General features: G+C 74.1%; 15 protein-coding genes. 5 read left to right on the top strand and 10 right to left on the bottom strand.

From position 1 onward, the window contains the following. From ACLF3M_RS33200 to ACLF3M_RS33190, 3 genes are all read right to left on the bottom strand, one after another. On the bottom strand, positions 1-244 hold a 244-nt coding region (locus tag ACLF3M_RS33200), incomplete at its 3' end, for a hypothetical protein (RefSeq protein ID WP_430661306.1). Positions 245-288: 44 nt separating this feature from the next. Next, positions 289-684 carry a DsrE family protein gene (locus ACLF3M_RS33195; protein ID WP_430661305.1) on the bottom strand — a complete coding sequence of 132 codons (396 nt, stop codon included), beginning with the start codon at positions 682-684 and terminating at the stop codon, positions 289-291. Beyond that, positions 681-1,505 (bottom strand): HesA/MoeB/ThiF family protein, encoded by an 825-nt coding sequence (locus ACLF3M_RS33190; protein WP_430661304.1) that lies wholly within the window; start codon positions 1,503-1,505, stop codon positions 681-683. Before ACLF3M_RS33190 ends, ACLF3M_RS33195 begins: the two co-directional genes overlap by 4 nt. 80 nt (positions 1,506-1,585) lie before the next feature. Between ACLF3M_RS33190 and ACLF3M_RS33185 the strand changes: the two genes are divergently transcribed. Continuing rightward, complete coding sequence (locus ACLF3M_RS33185) at positions 1,586-2,314, top strand: 3-keto-5-aminohexanoate cleavage protein (protein ID WP_430661303.1); 729 nt, start codon at positions 1,586-1,588, stop codon at positions 2,312-2,314. Between the two features lies 1 nt (position 2,315). Here the strand turns inward: ACLF3M_RS33185 and ACLF3M_RS33180 are convergent, their stop codons facing one another. The 3 genes from ACLF3M_RS33180 to ACLF3M_RS33170 form a co-directional block, all read right to left on the bottom strand. Then, positions 2,316-2,963 (bottom strand): DedA family protein, encoded by a 648-nt coding sequence (locus ACLF3M_RS33180; RefSeq protein ID WP_430661302.1) that lies wholly within the window; start codon positions 2,961-2,963, stop codon positions 2,316-2,318. After that, positions 2,964-3,983 carry an aspartate-semialdehyde dehydrogenase gene (locus tag ACLF3M_RS33175; protein WP_430661301.1) on the bottom strand — a complete coding sequence of 340 codons (1,020 nt, stop codon included), beginning with the start codon at positions 3,981-3,983 and terminating at the stop codon, positions 2,964-2,966. A gap of 75 nt (positions 3,984-4,058) precedes the next feature. Further along, a complete protein-coding gene (locus tag ACLF3M_RS33170) occupies positions 4,059-6,377 on the bottom strand; it encodes a methyl-accepting chemotaxis protein (RefSeq protein WP_430661300.1) in 2,319 nt (772 codons plus the stop codon). 129 nt (positions 6,378-6,506) lie between these two features. On the opposite strand from ACLF3M_RS33170, the gene ACLF3M_RS33165 reads away from it, so the two are divergent. Together ACLF3M_RS33165 and ACLF3M_RS33160 are read left to right on the top strand one after the other, a co-directional pair. Continuing rightward, on the top strand, positions 6,507-6,932 hold the full coding sequence (locus ACLF3M_RS33165) for a DUF1489 family protein (protein WP_430661299.1): 426 nt from the start codon (positions 6,507-6,509) through the stop codon (positions 6,930-6,932). Beyond that, on the top strand, positions 6,920-7,618 hold the full coding sequence (locus ACLF3M_RS33160) for a class I SAM-dependent methyltransferase (RefSeq protein ID WP_430661298.1): 699 nt from the start codon (positions 6,920-6,922) through the stop codon (positions 7,616-7,618). Before ACLF3M_RS33165 ends, ACLF3M_RS33160 begins: the two co-directional genes overlap by 13 nt. 18 nt (positions 7,619-7,636) lie before the next feature. Here ACLF3M_RS33160 and ACLF3M_RS33155 read toward each other — a convergent pair whose 3' ends face one another. The 4 genes from ACLF3M_RS33155 to ispH all read right to left on the bottom strand — a co-directional run bounded on the left by ACLF3M_RS33155 (position 7,637) and on the right by ispH (position 11,920). Then, positions 7,637-9,181 carry a sensor histidine kinase gene (locus ACLF3M_RS33155; protein WP_430661297.1) on the bottom strand — a complete coding sequence of 515 codons (1,545 nt, stop codon included), beginning with the start codon at positions 9,179-9,181 and terminating at the stop codon, positions 7,637-7,639. A gap of 180 nt (positions 9,182-9,361) precedes the next feature. Beyond that, positions 9,362-9,805 (bottom strand): ribonuclease HI, encoded by a 444-nt coding sequence (rnhA, locus tag ACLF3M_RS33150; protein ID WP_430661296.1) that lies wholly within the window; start codon positions 9,803-9,805, stop codon positions 9,362-9,364. 141 nt (positions 9,806-9,946) lie between these two features. Beyond that, positions 9,947-10,927, bottom strand: coding sequence for a homoserine kinase (locus tag ACLF3M_RS33145; RefSeq protein WP_430661295.1), 981 nt, complete (start codon positions 10,925-10,927; stop codon positions 9,947-9,949). Positions 10,928-10,936: 9 nt separating this feature from the next. Beyond that, on the bottom strand, positions 10,937-11,920 hold the full coding sequence (gene ispH, locus ACLF3M_RS33140) for a 4-hydroxy-3-methylbut-2-enyl diphosphate reductase (RefSeq protein ID WP_430661294.1): 984 nt from the start codon (positions 11,918-11,920) through the stop codon (positions 10,937-10,939). Positions 11,921-12,042: 122 nt separating this feature from the next. On the opposite strand from ispH, the gene ACLF3M_RS33135 reads away from it, so the two are divergent. Continuing rightward, positions 12,043-12,591 (top strand): hypothetical protein, encoded by a 549-nt coding sequence (locus ACLF3M_RS33135; RefSeq protein WP_430661293.1) that lies wholly within the window; start codon positions 12,043-12,045, stop codon positions 12,589-12,591. Continuing rightward, positions 12,588-13,157 carry a histidine phosphatase family protein gene (locus ACLF3M_RS33130; protein WP_430661292.1) on the top strand — a complete coding sequence of 190 codons (570 nt, stop codon included), beginning with the start codon at positions 12,588-12,590 and terminating at the stop codon, positions 13,155-13,157. Before ACLF3M_RS33135 ends, ACLF3M_RS33130 begins: the two co-directional genes overlap by 4 nt. Positions 13,158-13,198 lie beyond the last annotated feature (41 nt).

Genomic DNA, 13,198 nt, shown 5'->3' with positions numbered 1-13,198 from the left:
GGGCCTGCCCGGGCTGCGCTGCGCGTGGTGCCTGCGCGGCGGGCTGCGCGGGGCGCGCCGGTGCAGGCGCGGCGGAGGGCGCAGGCGCGGCAGGCGCACTGGGCGGGGCAGCCGACGCCGAAGGCGGCGCGGCGGACTGCACGGGCCGCGGCGGCGGCAGGCTGCCCGTCGCGGGCGGCTGCTGCGACGCCGCGCCGCCAGCCGTCGCGAGCAGCAGTGCCAGGGCTAGGCGGATTCGGGGCATGCCCGATCCCTCCCATACTTTGGCGCGCCGGCTCAAGGTGCCGATCAAAGTGAGACGATGCTGCCCGGCCCCACGGCGGACAGGAAGGTGACCACGCCGGCAATCTCGACGCCGGGCCGTAGCGTCCCGGCCTCGATCCCTTCCGCCTTCAGCCCGGCCTCGCAGGCTATGCGGCGGATGCCGAGGTCCTCGGCGGCGGCCATCAGCGTCCCGATCCCGGCGACGCCGCGCTGCGCCAGCAGCGCCTCGCGCGGGTCGGCTTCCAGCGGGCGCGACGCCTCAAACAGAAGGCAACCCGCATTGGTGGCGAAGAGCACGACATCGCGTCCCGTCGCCGCTGCGCCGGTGGCCAGCACCAGCGCGTAATGCGCGCGCTCATGCCCGGCGGAGATCAGCAGGATGCCGAGCGTTTGCTGGCGCGGTCGATCGGACGCGCTCACACTGCGCAGACCGCCGGTGCTGCGCCTTCATGCGCGGAAAGGTCGTGGATCGTCGCGTTCTCTCCGCACAGGGCGCAGGCGGGATCGCGCTTCAGCTTCACGGTCCGGAAGCGCGCATCCAGCGCGTCCCACAACAGCAGCCGGCCTGACAGGCTCTCGCCGATGCCGAGGATCAGCTTCAGCACCTCCGTCGCCTGCAGCGTGCCCATCACGCCGGTGACGGCGCCGAGCACGCCGGCCTCGGAACAGGTCGGCACCAGCCCCTCCGGCGGCGGCTCGGGGTGCAGGCAGCGATGGCAGGGGTGCGGCGCGCCGCGATGGCCCTGGAAGACGCTCAGCTGCCCCTCGAAGCGCAGCACCGCGGCCGAGACGAGCGGCCGGCCCAGCAGGTGGCACGCATCGCCGAGCAGGAAGCGCGTCGCGAAATTGTCGGTGCCGTCGCAGACGATGTCGTAGCGCGGGATCAGCTCCCGCGCGGCCTCGACGTCCATCCGCCGGGCATGGGTCTCGACGCGGACCGCGGGGTTCAGGGCGGCGAGCGTCTCGGCCGCGCTGTCGGCCTTGTTGCGGCCGAGCCGCGCCGTGGTGTGCGCGACCTGGCGCTGCAGGTTCGACAGCTCCAGCACGTCGTGGTCCACCAGCCCGATCGTGCCGATGCCGGCGGCGGCGAGATACAGCGCGAGCGGCGAACCCAGCCCGCCTGCGCCGACCACCAGCACGCGCGCCTCTCTCAGCCGCGCCTGGCCGATCGCGCCGACCTCGGCCAGCAGGATGTGGCGGGAATACCGGCTGAGCTCGGCCTCGGTGAAATCGAGATCCATGGCCGGGATATGGTCGCCCCGTGCCCAGGCGCGCAAGGGCGGCCCTTCCCCCCGTCGCCGGCCGCGGCATACTGGCCGCCATGGGGGATCGGCGGATCCAGGCCTGTCTGAACGGGGCGCGGGCGCGCGGCTTCCACCCGCTCCTGCCCGTCACGCCATCGGAGCTCGCGGCGGAGGCCGCCGCCTGCGCCGCCGCCGGGGCCGTCGCCGTCCACGTCCATCCGCGCAACGCCCGCGGCGAGGAGACGCTGGACCCCGCCGCGATCGGCGCCGCCGTCGCCGCCATCCGCCGGGCCGCGCCCGGCCTGCCGGTTTCCGTCAGCACCGGCGACTGGATCGAGCCCGATGACCGCTGCCGGCTCGAGGCGCTCCGTGCCTGGTCCCGCCTGCCGCCCGAGGCGCGCCCGGACGAGGCCTCGGTCAACCTGTCGGAACCCACCGCGCCGTTGGCGATGCAGGCGCTGCTCTCCGGCGGGATCGGCGTGGAGGCGGGGCTCGCCTCGGTCGCGGATGCCGACCGGCTGCTCGCGCTCGGCCTGCTGCCGCGCTGCCGCCGCATCCTCGTCGAGATGGACGACGTGGAGGCCGCGGCCGCCGAGGCCGTCTCCGCTGCGATCCTCTTGCTGCTGGGGACGGGCGCGCCGGAGCGGCAGCTGCACGGGTCCGGCCGCAGCGCCTGGCCGATGGCGCGCCGCGCCGTCGCGCTGGGGCTGATGCTGCGGCTGGGGCTCGAAGACGTGGCGGAACTGCCGGACGGCTCGGTGGCGCGGGACAACGCGGCGCTGGTGGCGGCGGGACTGGCGCTCTGACCTACGCCTTCGCGGCCTTGCTCTGCTCCGCGATCTCCGCCCGCGCGCGTTCCACCAGAAGCGTCTCGTGCTTGCGGATAAGGAGAAGGCCTGCCACCGCCGCGATGGCGAAGCAGGCCCCGATCGCGATGCCGACCGGCCCGTGCAGCCGCGCCATCACGTCGCCCAGGAAATAGGTCCCGAAGCCATAGAGCGACGTCCAGGCGATCCCGCCCAGCGCGTTCCACTTTGCGAAGGACGCCCAGTGCATCCCGTTCGCGCCCGCCATCACCGCGACCACGGTGCGCAGCAGCGCCACGAACCGCCCGAGGAAAACGAGCCGCCCGCCATAGCGCCGGAACAGCCAGGTCCCGAGCAGCAGCCGGTCCTCCGTCAGCCCGACGCGCCGCCCGAGCCGGTGCAGCAGCGGCAGCCCGATCGCGCGCCCGATGAGGTAGCCGATCTGGTCGCCGAGGATCGCCCCCGCCGCGGCCGCCGGCACCAGGATCGCGATGTCGATCCGCCCCGTCGCCGCGGCATAGGCGGCGGCCGCGACCAGCAGGCTCTCCCCCGGCGCGGGCACGCCGAGGCTTTCCAGCATTATCACCGCGAAGACGCCGGCATAGCCCCAGTGGTCGAGAAGCCGCTCCGCGCCGTCGAGGTGCAGCATTCAGCCCACCAGCTTGAGGCGGACCAGCTCCTCCGCGACCTGTACGGCGTTGAGCGCCGCGCCCTTGCGTAGCGTGTCGGTGACGCACCAGAAGGCCAGCCCGTTCGGCACCGTCAGGTCGCGCCTGACGCGCCCGACATAGACCGCGTCCTCGCCCGCGACCTCGGCGGGCGTCGCGTAGCCCGCTTCCTCCCGCCGGTCGAGCAGCGTGACGCCCGGCGCGTCGCGCAGCGCGGCCCAGGCCTCCTTCTCGGACACCGGGCGCTCGAACTCTACGACCACGGTGGCGGATTCCCCGATGAAGACGGGCACGCGGATGCAGGTCGCGACCGCGACCAGGTCGGGATCGACCAGCTTGCGCAACTCCAGCGCGATGCCTGCTTCCTCCTTCGTCGCGCCGTCATCCCCGATGTCGCCGACCTGCGGGATCAGGTTGAAGGCGATCTGCTTGGGGAACTGCTCGGCCGGCGGCGCCTCGTTCACGTAGATCCCGCGCGTCTGCGCCCAGAGCTCGTCCATCGCCTCCTTCCCCGCGCCGGAGACGGCGTGCAGGCCGGTCACCACGGCGCGGCGCGCCTTGCCGATCGCATGCAGCGGCTTCAGCGCGACCGCGACCATCCCCGCGACGCTGCCGGGCATGGCGACGATGCGGCGCTTGCGAGCGCGCGTCAGCGTCGCGGCATTCGCCTCCGGCACGACCAGCGGCACGTCCGGCTCCATGCGGAAGCGCGACGAGAGGTCCACCACCATCGTGCCCGCCGCCGCCGCCCGCGGCGCCTCGGCGGCCGAGGCGGCCTCGCCGGCGGCGAAGAAGGCCAGGTCGATGTCGCCCCAGTCGAAGCCATCCAGGCCGCGCACGCGCAGCACGCGATCCTCGCCGTAGGAGACCTCGGCCCCGCCGCCGCGGCCGGGCGAGAGGGCGATGACGTCGGAGGCCGGGAAATCGCGCTCCGCCAGCGTGCGCAGGATCTCGCGCCCCGCCTGGCCGGTGGCGCCGACGACGGCGAGTTTGATGCTCATGGCTGTCCGGTTCCTTGCGGACCGGCAGGTAGGCGGGATGGGGCCCGGGGGCAAGCGCGGGGGGCTGCCGCCCCCTCACATCGCCCTGACCGCCTCCAGGAAGCGTCCCGACTTCTCCCGCAGCGTCGCCGCCTGCGCCGCCAGCGCGCTGCTGTCCTGCTGCATGGCCGTCGCGGCCTCGCCCGTCTCCTCCGCCGCGCCGCGGACCGAGGCGATGCGCCCCGCCACCGTTCCCGTCGCTTCCGCCACCTGGGCGGCGCTGCGCGCGATCTCCCTCGTAGCCGATCCCTGCTCCTCAACCGCCGCGGCGATGGTCGTCGCGATCTCGCTGGTGCGCTCCACCGTCGCGCCGATGCCGCGGATGGCGGCGACCGCCTGGCCGGTCGCGGCCTGCATCTCCGCGATCTGGCGGCCGATCTCCTCGGTTGCCCGGGCGGTCTGGCCGGCCAGCGACTTCACCTCCGACGCGACGACCGCGAAGCCCTTGCCGGCCTCGCCGGCGCGCGCGGCCTCGATGGTGGCGTTCAGGGCGAGCAGGTTGGTCTGGCCGGCGATGTCGCCGATCATCCGCACGACGTCGCCGATGCGCGACGCCGCCTCCGACAGCCCCTGCACCGTCGCATCCGTCGCCCGCGCTTCCGCCACCGCGCGGTTCGCGACCTCCGCGGCCTCGCCGACGCGCCGCGCGATCTCGGTGACCGACGCCGCCATCTCCTCGGCCGCCGCGGCCACCGATTGCAGATCGGCATTGGCGCGCCCGCCGGCCTCCGCCACCGCCGCGGCCTCGGCGTTCGACGTCGCGGCACTCGCCGTCAGTTCCTTCGCCGAGGCCTGCAACGCGTCGGCCGCCTTCGCCACGGCCTCCACGACGTCGCCGACCTCGCGTTCGAAGCTGTCCACCAGCCGCGCCTTCTCGGTCGCCAGCTGCCAGGCCAGCATCGCCCCGGCATAGTCGCCCGCGGCGTCGCGGATGGCCGAGATCTTCAGCTCCATCGTCTCCGTCCCGAAGCGGATCCTCGCGCTGTGCGGCAGGCGCGACGGGTCGGACAGCAGCGCGCGCTGGTGTTCAGGGTGGCGGTGGAAGATGTCCACGCTCTGCCCGACGAGCTGCTCGGGCGGCACCGGCAGCGCGTCGCGCATCGTGCCGAGCAGGCGCGTCGCCTCGGCGTTCATGTAGGTGATGCGGAAATCGTCGCGCGGATCGGCCGACATGATCGCGGTCGGCAGCTGCTCCAGCATCTGGCCCTGCGCGAAGGCTTGCCGCGCGGTCTGGCGCAACTGCTCCAGCGCGTCGGCGATGACGCCGATCTCGTCGCGCCGGCCGCGGCCGCCGACCTCGACGCCGGTGTCGCCGCCGGCGATGGCCCGCATCGTGCCGGCCAGGCGCCGCAGCGGCGCGCCGACCGCGCGCGCCATCAGCAGGCCCGACACCACCAGCACCAGCGTGATCGCGATCCAGCCCCAGACCGCGACGGCCTGCGCCTCCGCCGCCGCCGCGACCAGCGCCTCCTGCCGCGCCGCGCTCGCGGCCTGGCCCGCGCGGTCCAGCTCGGCGACCCGGCCCGACAGCACCTCCCGCGCGGGCTGCACGCGTTCCGTCCGCAGCCGCGCCACTGCCTCGCTCGCGGCGAGCACCTCCTCGGCGGCCTGCGCGATGGCGATCGCGAGTTCGCCGAAGCGCGCGAGGTCCGGCTTCATCCGATCCGGCACATCGAGCCCCGCCAGGCCGCGGCCATGCACCCGTGCCTGGGCGATGCCGCGCCTGATCCGGCGCAGCTGCGCCTCCTCCCCGGTCGCGAGGAAGCGCTGGACGCCGATGCGCACCTCGTTCACCGCGGCATGCACGGTCAGCAGGCGCTGGCGTGCCTCCTCCTGCGCGGCGCCGTCGAGATCGAAGCCGATCGCGCCGCTGATCGCCTCGAAGGCGGGGTCGTAGTCCGCGCTGCGCGCCAGCAGCTGCTCGTCGCGCAGCGCGATCAGCCGCGCGCGCTGGTCGGCCAGCTGCGCCAACGCGTCGCGATAACCGCGGGCCGCGCCGCGCAGCCCGTCCACCAGGCGCAGCAGCGCGGGGTCGCCGCCATCGGAGACGCCCGCCACCAGCGTCTCCAGCCCCGCATCCAGCCGTTCCAGCATGCGCGCCCGCGCCGGCCCCTGGGCCGCCGCGTCCTGAGCCATCAGCAGGTCGCGCTCCAGCACCGGGACCTCGCGCAGCGTGTCCACGCCGGCGCCGATCCGCACCGAGGCCGCCAGGCTGCGCGCTTCCTCCCGCTGCAGCGCCAGCACGCGGCCCGTCTCCTGCCGGACGAGCGCGCTCAGCGCCGCCAGCATCACGATGGCGAGCAGGGCGGAAGCGGCGAGCTTCCTGCCGACCGACAGATCCAGGAACAGGCGCATTCGGCGATTTCCGGGCAACTCGATGCCCGTCCCTGCCACGGCCCTCCTTGACGCCGGGTGAATGCGGCCGGCCGCGGCGCCTCGGCGGGGGCTTGCGGGGACTCGGGCCCCTGCCACATCCGTCGCGGGATGCTGCACATCATCAAGCTCTGTGTCGGCGTGAAGGAGGTGCCGGAGCTCGCGGCCTGGCAGGCCGAGCGCATCCGCCGCGACCCCCCGCTGCGCCACCAGACCCGCATGATGCCCAAGCGGGCCGGCGAGGTGCTGGATGGCGGCTCGCTCTACTGGGTGATCGGCGGCTTCACCCGCGTCCGGCAGCGTATCCTCGACATCCGGGAGGACGCCTGGGACGACGGCACGGCCTGCTGCGGCCTGGTGCTCGACAGGGAGCTGGTCGCGGTGGAGCTCCGCCCCCAGAAGCCCTTCCAGGGCTGGCGCTACCTCGACCCCGCGGCCGCCCCGCCCGACCTGCCGCGCGGCGTCGTTCCCCCGCGCGGGATCGAGAAGCTGCCGCCCTCGCTGCGGCGGGAACTGCAGTCCCTGTGCCTGATCTGACAGGCGGCGGCTCCGCCTTCGCCGCGACGATGGCGGCGATCTGGCGGGGGCACGACCCCTATGCCGGCTTCCCGCTGGATTCCTGGCCGGCCGACACCAGGGGCTGGAACAGCGTCCATCCCTGGCTGGCCGGGGCGATCAGGCGGCGCCGCCCGCGCCTCGCGGTGGAGATTGGCGTCTGGCGCGGCGGCTCGGTCCTCACCATGGCGGATGCGATGCGCGACGCCGGCGTGGAGGGCTGCATCGTCGCGGTGGACACCTGGCTCGGCTCCGTCGAGCACTGGACCCGCATGCCCGGCTTCCCCGCGAACCTCAACATCGAGAACGGCCAGCCGCGCCAGATGCAGGTCTTCATGGGCAACGTCATCCGCGCCGGCCATGCGGGGCGCGTCGTCCCGCTGCCCATGGATTCGCTCAACGCCGCGCGGCTGCTCGCCCATCACGGGCTGCGCCCGGACGTCATCCACGTCGATGCCGGGCACGACCTGCTTTCCGTCTCGTCGGATCTCTCGGCCTGGTGGCCGCTGCTCGTGCCCGGCGGGCTGCTGATCGGCGACGACTACTGCGCGGACGGCCGCTGGCCGGGCGTGCGCCAGGCCTTCGACGGCTTCTTCGCCCCGATGGGACTGCCGCTCGAGCACCGCCGAGGCAAGTGCCGCGTGCGCAAGCCGGCCGCGCCGGCATAGCGGGCGTGTGCGCGGCGGTCAGCCCGGCGCGGCGACGGGGAGCGTCACCGCGATCTCCGTCCCGCCTTCCGGCAGGACGCGCCGCTCGACCCGCCCGCCGATCTGGGTGGCGAGCGTCTCGACGAGGTCGAAGCCGGACCGGCCGCGCCCCTCGCCGGCGCCTTCCGGCAGCCCGACCCCGTCGTCGCTGACCGCCAGCCGCGCCAGCCCGTTCGGCCCCGTCGGCGCGGTGAGCGCCACCCGCACCCGGCCCCTTGCCGCGCCCGGCCAGGCATGGCGCAGCGCGTTGGTGACGAGCTCGACCACGATCAGCGCGATCGGCGTGGCACGTTCGATGTCCACCTCGACCGGGTCGGCCTCCACCGCGATGGAGATGCCGCTCCCCGGCGGCACGATCTCCGGGCTCGCGCAGAGCGCGCGCAGGAAGGCCGCGAGATCCAGCCGCGAGACCAGGTTCGTCACATGCAGCAGGTCGTGCACCTTGCCGAGCGCCAACACCCGCTGCTCCAGCGCGCGGGGCGGCGCGTTCGGCCCCTGCAGCCGCGCCAGCGACTGCACCAAGGCGAGGCTGTTCTTCACGCGGTGGTGCAGCTCCCGCAGCAGCTTCTCATGCAGCTCGGCCTCGCGCCGGGCCTCGCGCAGCCGCGCATCGGCGTCGCGCCGCGCCTCCTCCGCCGCCAGGGCGCGGCCGGCGCGGTCGAGCGCCAGCCAGGCCAGCGCGGCCGCCAGCGCGAGCAGCAGCGCGATCGGCGCCAGGCCCATCAGCCAGCGTTCCCGCAGCGCGTTCAGCCCGATGCCGTAATTCGCATAGAGCGGCAGCCCGTCCAGCCGCGCGAAGCCATAGAGCCTCGTCACCCCGTCTGCCGCCGCGCGCACGACGAAGGTGCCCCGGTCGGCCGTCGCCATGGCCTGGCGCACGCCGGTGTCGGGCGGCAGCTGCACCGGCGGGTCCCGCGGGCGATGGCGCAGCAGGAGCAGCCCGTCCGCCCGCATCAGCGACGCGGCGGCCGAGGGCTCGTCGGCGATGCGGGCGAAGAAGCTGGTGAAGGCCTCGACCGGGACGGTGGCGAAGAGGACGCCGCGGAAGGCCTCGCCGGCGCGGCGGCGGGTGAAGACCAGCACATCCTGCCCGCCGGGCCGCAGTGTCACCCGGTCGATGCGCAGCGCGTCGCCGGGCGATTCCCTGTGCGCCCGGAAATAGGGACGGTCGGAGACGTCCACCGTGAAGGGGAAGCGGCGGCTGGTGGCGTCGAGCACGCCCTCGGGCGAGATGTGGCCTGCGCTGAGCGGCGCGCCGGGCAGCTGGTCGAGCTGCGCCAGGCGCTCATGCAGCGCGGCCGGTGACATGTTCTCGCGCTCGGCAGCCGAGAGCAGGTTGTCGACCAGGGCGAGCGCCCCTTCCTGCGCCTGGATCGCGCGCAGCACGTATTCCCGGACGACCTCGGCGTTGGACAGAGCCTCCTCCGATGCGCGGCGCCATTCGGCGCGCCAGGACCACCAGCCCGAGGCCAGCAGCAGGATCAGCGGTAGCCCGATCGCGCCGACGCGCAGCAGCCGGAGCATGCGCCAGGGTATCGGCGCCGCCGGCGCGCCGGGGCGCGGGGCGGGGGCGAACCCGGTCAGGGCCTTGTGGAGCTCCATCTGCTTCCAGCAACGCGGGGGAGCGGCGGAGATTGGTCCGGCAGCGCGCCGACATCACGCGGCGCCGGGTTCACGAGGGCGTGTGGCGTGTGGGAAGGGCGCTCAGATCCCCATCGCGAGCCGCGCGGCGGTCGCCAGCCGGTCCGCGCGTTCGTTCATGGGATCGCCGGCATGGCCGCGCACCCAGCGCCACTCGATCTCGTGCGGCGCTGCGGCGGCCAGCAGCCGCTGCCAGAGCTCGTAGTTCGCCACGGGATCGCGCGCGCTGTTGCGCCAGTTGTTGCGCACCCAGCCCTTCACCCAGCGCTCCATCCCGTTGCGGACGTATTCGCTGTCGGTGTGCAGCGCGACCCTGCAGGGGCGCTTCAGCGCCTCGAGCGCGGAGATCGCCGCGGTCAGCTCCATGCGGTTGTTGGTGGTGGCGGGGTCGGCACCCGAGAGTTCCTTCTCGGTCTCGCCATGGCGCAGGATCGCGGCCCAGCCGCCGGGGCCGGGATTGGGCTTGCAGCCGCCATCGGTCCAGATCTCGACGAGGGTTTCGGTCATGGCTGTTCGCAGGACGTCGAGAAGTGGCCCCCTCCCAACCCTCCCCCGCAACAGCGGGGGAGGGCTTCGAGGCGGACCGTTCTTCTCCCTCCCCCGCTGTTGCGGGGGAGGGATGGGGAGGGGGGCATCGCGATCAGCACATCAGGCCCCGATCGCCTCCGGCGATGCGGCGCGCGCGAAGAAGCGGAGCTTACGCAGGTATTCCAGCGGGTCCTTGCGCGTGACCAGCGCCCCGGGCGGCGTGTGCGTCCAGTCGTAGAGCCGCGTCAGCAGGAAGCGGATCGCCGCCCCCCGGCACAGCGCCGGCAGCGCCGCGCGCTCGGCCTCCGACAGCGGCCGCACCGCGGCATAGGCGCCGACCAGCGCGCGGCCCTTGGTCACGTTGAAGGACCCGTCGGGCTCGAAGCACCAGGCGTTCAGGCAGACCGCGACGTCATAGGCAAAGAGGTCCGTGCAGGCGAAGTAGAAGTCGATCAGCCCCGACACGTGCGGCCTGCCCGCCGCGTCCGGCAGGAAGAAGACGTTGTCGGGGAAGAGGTCCGCATGGATCTGCCCCGAGGGCAGCGCGCCGGGCGCCGGCCAGGCCGCCAGGATCGCGGCGAGATGCCCGTCGAGCTCCGCCACCAGCCCTGCCGCGACCTCGTCGCCGCGTTCCCGGCAGCCATCGAGCAGCTTCGGCCAGCCCGCCGGCCCCAGCGCGTTCAGCCGCCGCATCCCGAAGCCGTGGCCGGCCTCATGCAGGCGGGCCAGCGCCTGGCCGAGCGGGGCGAGGTGCTCCGGCCGGACCCGCCGCGGCCAGACACCTTCCAGGAAGGTGCAGATCGCCGCCGGCCTTCCGCAGAGTTCCCGCAGCGCGACCCCGTCGCGTCCCGCCACGGGCGTCGGGCAGGCCAGCCCGCCGCGCGCCAGGTGCTCCATCAGCCCCAGGAAATAGGGCAACTCCGTCGGGTCCACGCGCTTCTCGTAGAGCGTCAGCACGAAGTCGCCGCGGCCCGTGCGCAGCGCGTAGTTCGAGTTCTCCACCCCCTCCGCGATGCCGCGGAAGGCGAGAAGCCCGCCGAGATCATACTCGGCCAGGAAGGCGCGCAGCGCCTCGTCGGAGACCTCGGTGTAGACCGCCATGGCGGCGGATCAATCGGCCGCGAGCGTCCGGGACGCAAGGGTGGCTGGCGCGGCTTCCAGCGCGGCGGGCAGGCGGAAGGCGATCCGTTCCTCGGCGACCGTCACCTCCTCCGTCGCCAGGGCGAAGCGGCCGGCCAGGGTTCTGGTCATGCCCTGGACCAGCGACTCGGGGGCCGAGGCGCCGGCAGTCAGCCCGACCGTCGCGTGGCCATCGGCCATGGCGGGGTCGAGCTCCGAGGGGTCCTGCAGCAGCACGGCCTTCGCGCCGGCCTGTTCCGCGACCTCCGATAGCCGCCGCGAGTTCGAGGAATGCGGCGCGCCGACCACGATGACCAGGCTCGCGCCCTTCGCCACCATCGCCTTCACCGCGGCCTGGCGGTTCGAGGTGGCGTAGCAGATGTCCTCCTTCGCCGGGCCGACCAGGTCGGGGAACCGGTCCTGCAGCACCGCCAGGATCCCCGCGGTGTCGTCCACCGACAGCGTGGTCTGGCTGGTCCAGGCGAGCGGCCCGTCCGGCGGCGCGACGGTCAGGGCCTGCGCGATGCTCTCGACGAGCGTCACCCCGCCCGGGGGCAGCTGGCCCATCGTGCCGACGACCTCGGGGTGGCCGGCATGGCCGATCAGCAGGATGTGGCGGCCCCGCGCATGGTGGCGCGCGGCTTCCCGGTGGACCTTGGTGACGAGTGGGCAGGTCGCATCCAGCGTGAACATCCTGCGCCGCAGCGATTCCGTCACCACCGACCGGGGCACGCCATGGGCGGAGAAGACGACGGGGCGGCCATCGTCCGGGATCTCGTCCAGCTCCTGCACGAAGACCGCCCCCTTGCCGCGGAGGTCGTCCACGACATGGCGGTTGTGCACGATCTCGTGGCGCACATAGACCGGCGCGCCGTGGCGGGCGAGTGCCTCCTCCACGATGCGGATGGCCCGGTCCACCCCGGCGCAGAACCCGCGGGGGGCGGCGAGCAGCAGGGTCAGGCTCGGCCGGTCCATGATGCCGATGGGGTCTCCGATGGCGCCCCGGGGATGGCCCGGCGCCGCGCGAGGATATAGGGGGGTGGAGGGTCGGCCGGAACCTAGCCGCGGCGGGTCCGGGCTGAAAGAGGGAGAGCCGGATGCGGCTGATCAACACGGGGTTGTGTCGGGTGGCCGCGCTGGCCTGGCTGGCGGCGCTGGCGGCCTGCGGCGGCTCGGGTCCGGCGGGCGTCACCACGGCACCCTGCCCGCGGATCTCGATCCTGGCCGATGGCGCCGACCTCACGCGCTTCCGGCCGGGCGGGCCACGCGACCTGAGCGCGATGGCCGTGGATGCCCGGATCACGGGATTCCAGGCGCAATGCGATTTCGCCTCCGCCAGGCGGCTGGATGTGCGCGTGACGCCGGAATTCGCGGTGGAGCGCGGGCCGGCCGCCACGGGCCGGACCGTGGACCTGCCCTGGTTCCTCGCGGTCAGCACCGCGGAGGAGGAGGTGCTGGACCGCACGACATCCTCCACCCGGGTGACCTTCCCGCAGAATGTCGGCCGCGCCGGCGCGGTCGGCCCGACCGTGCGCTTCACCATGCCGATCGGGGAGGGCGTGCGGGCGCAGGACTACCTGGTGCGCATCGCCTTCCAGCTCGACGCGGACGAACTGGCCTACAACCGCACCCGCGGACCGCGTTGAGGACGCTCCATTTCGTCACGCACCCCGAGGTCGTGGTGGACCCCGCGGTGCCGGTGACGCGCTGGCATCTCGGCGACGGCGGGATCGCGAGACTGCGGCGCTTCGCGGCGTCGGGCACGCTCGACGGCGTGCGGTCGGTCTGGGCCAGCACGGAATGCAAGGCGATCGAGGCCGCGGGGGTCCTGGCCGGCGCGCTCGGCCTCGGGGTCGCCGTCCGCGAGGATCTCGGCGAGAACGACCGCACCGCCACGGGCTTCCTGCCGCCGGAGGAGTTCGAGCGCATGGCGGACGCGTTCTTCGCCCGGCCCACGGACTCCGTGCGGGGCTGGGAACGCGCGGCGGACGCCCAGGCCCGGATCGTCGGCGCGGTCCGCGCGGTGGAAGCCGCGGCCCCCGCGGGCGACATCCTCGTCGTCGCGCATGGCGCGGTCGGCGCGCTGCTGCGCGGGCATCTCATGGGTGCCCCGATCTCCCGTGCGCTCGACCAGCCGCGCCAGGGCTGCCGCTTCGAGGTGGCGCTGCCCACGTGGAAGTTGATCACGCCGGGTTGGATCGTCCTCGACTGAGGTTGCTTCCGGACCCTCCCTGAGTCATACCCGCACATCCC

This window comes from Falsiroseomonas sp. HW251 (assembly GCF_050563545.1).
Taxonomy (GTDB): Bacteria; Pseudomonadota; Alphaproteobacteria; order Acetobacterales; family Acetobacteraceae; genus Falsiroseomonas.
Note: the sequence above shows the minus strand (reverse complement) of the source record. Positions and strands in the feature narration are given on the sequence as shown.

Excerpts from the sequence above, each read along its gene's own strand:
- ACLF3M_RS33170 (WP_430661300.1), bottom strand. The coding sequence starts at position 6,377 with ATGCGCCTGTTCCTGGATCTGTCGGTCGGCAGGAAGCTCGCCGCTTCC.
- ACLF3M_RS33145 (WP_430661295.1), bottom strand. The coding sequence starts at position 10,927 with ATGGCGGTCTACACCGAGGTCTCCGACGAGGCGCTGCGCGCCTTCCTG.
- ACLF3M_RS33165 (WP_430661299.1), top strand. The coding sequence starts at position 6,507 with ATGCTGCACATCATCAAGCTCTGTGTCGGCGTGAAGGAGGTGCCGGAG.
- ACLF3M_RS33135 (WP_430661293.1), top strand. The coding sequence starts at position 12,043 with ATGCGGCTGATCAACACGGGGTTGTGTCGGGTGGCCGCGCTGGCCTGG.
- ACLF3M_RS33180 (WP_430661302.1), bottom strand. The coding sequence starts at position 2,963 with ATGCTGCACCTCGACGGCGCGGAGCGGCTTCTCGACCACTGGGGCTAT.
- rnhA (WP_430661296.1), bottom strand. The coding sequence starts at position 9,805 with ATGACCGAAACCCTCGTCGAGATCTGGACCGATGGCGGCTGCAAGCCC.
- ispH (WP_430661294.1), bottom strand. The coding sequence starts at position 11,920 with ATGGACCGGCCGAGCCTGACCCTGCTGCTCGCCGCCCCCCGCGGGTTC.
- ACLF3M_RS33190 (WP_430661304.1), bottom strand. The coding sequence starts at position 1,505 with ATGGATCTCGATTTCACCGAGGCCGAGCTCAGCCGGTATTCCCGCCAC.
- ACLF3M_RS33175 (WP_430661301.1), bottom strand. The coding sequence starts at position 3,983 with ATGAGCATCAAACTCGCCGTCGTCGGCGCCACCGGCCAGGCGGGGCGC.
- ACLF3M_RS33155 (WP_430661297.1), bottom strand. The coding sequence starts at position 9,181 with ATGCTCCGGCTGCTGCGCGTCGGCGCGATCGGGCTACCGCTGATCCTG.
- ACLF3M_RS33185 (WP_430661303.1), top strand. The coding sequence starts at position 1,586 with ATGGGGGATCGGCGGATCCAGGCCTGTCTGAACGGGGCGCGGGCGCGC.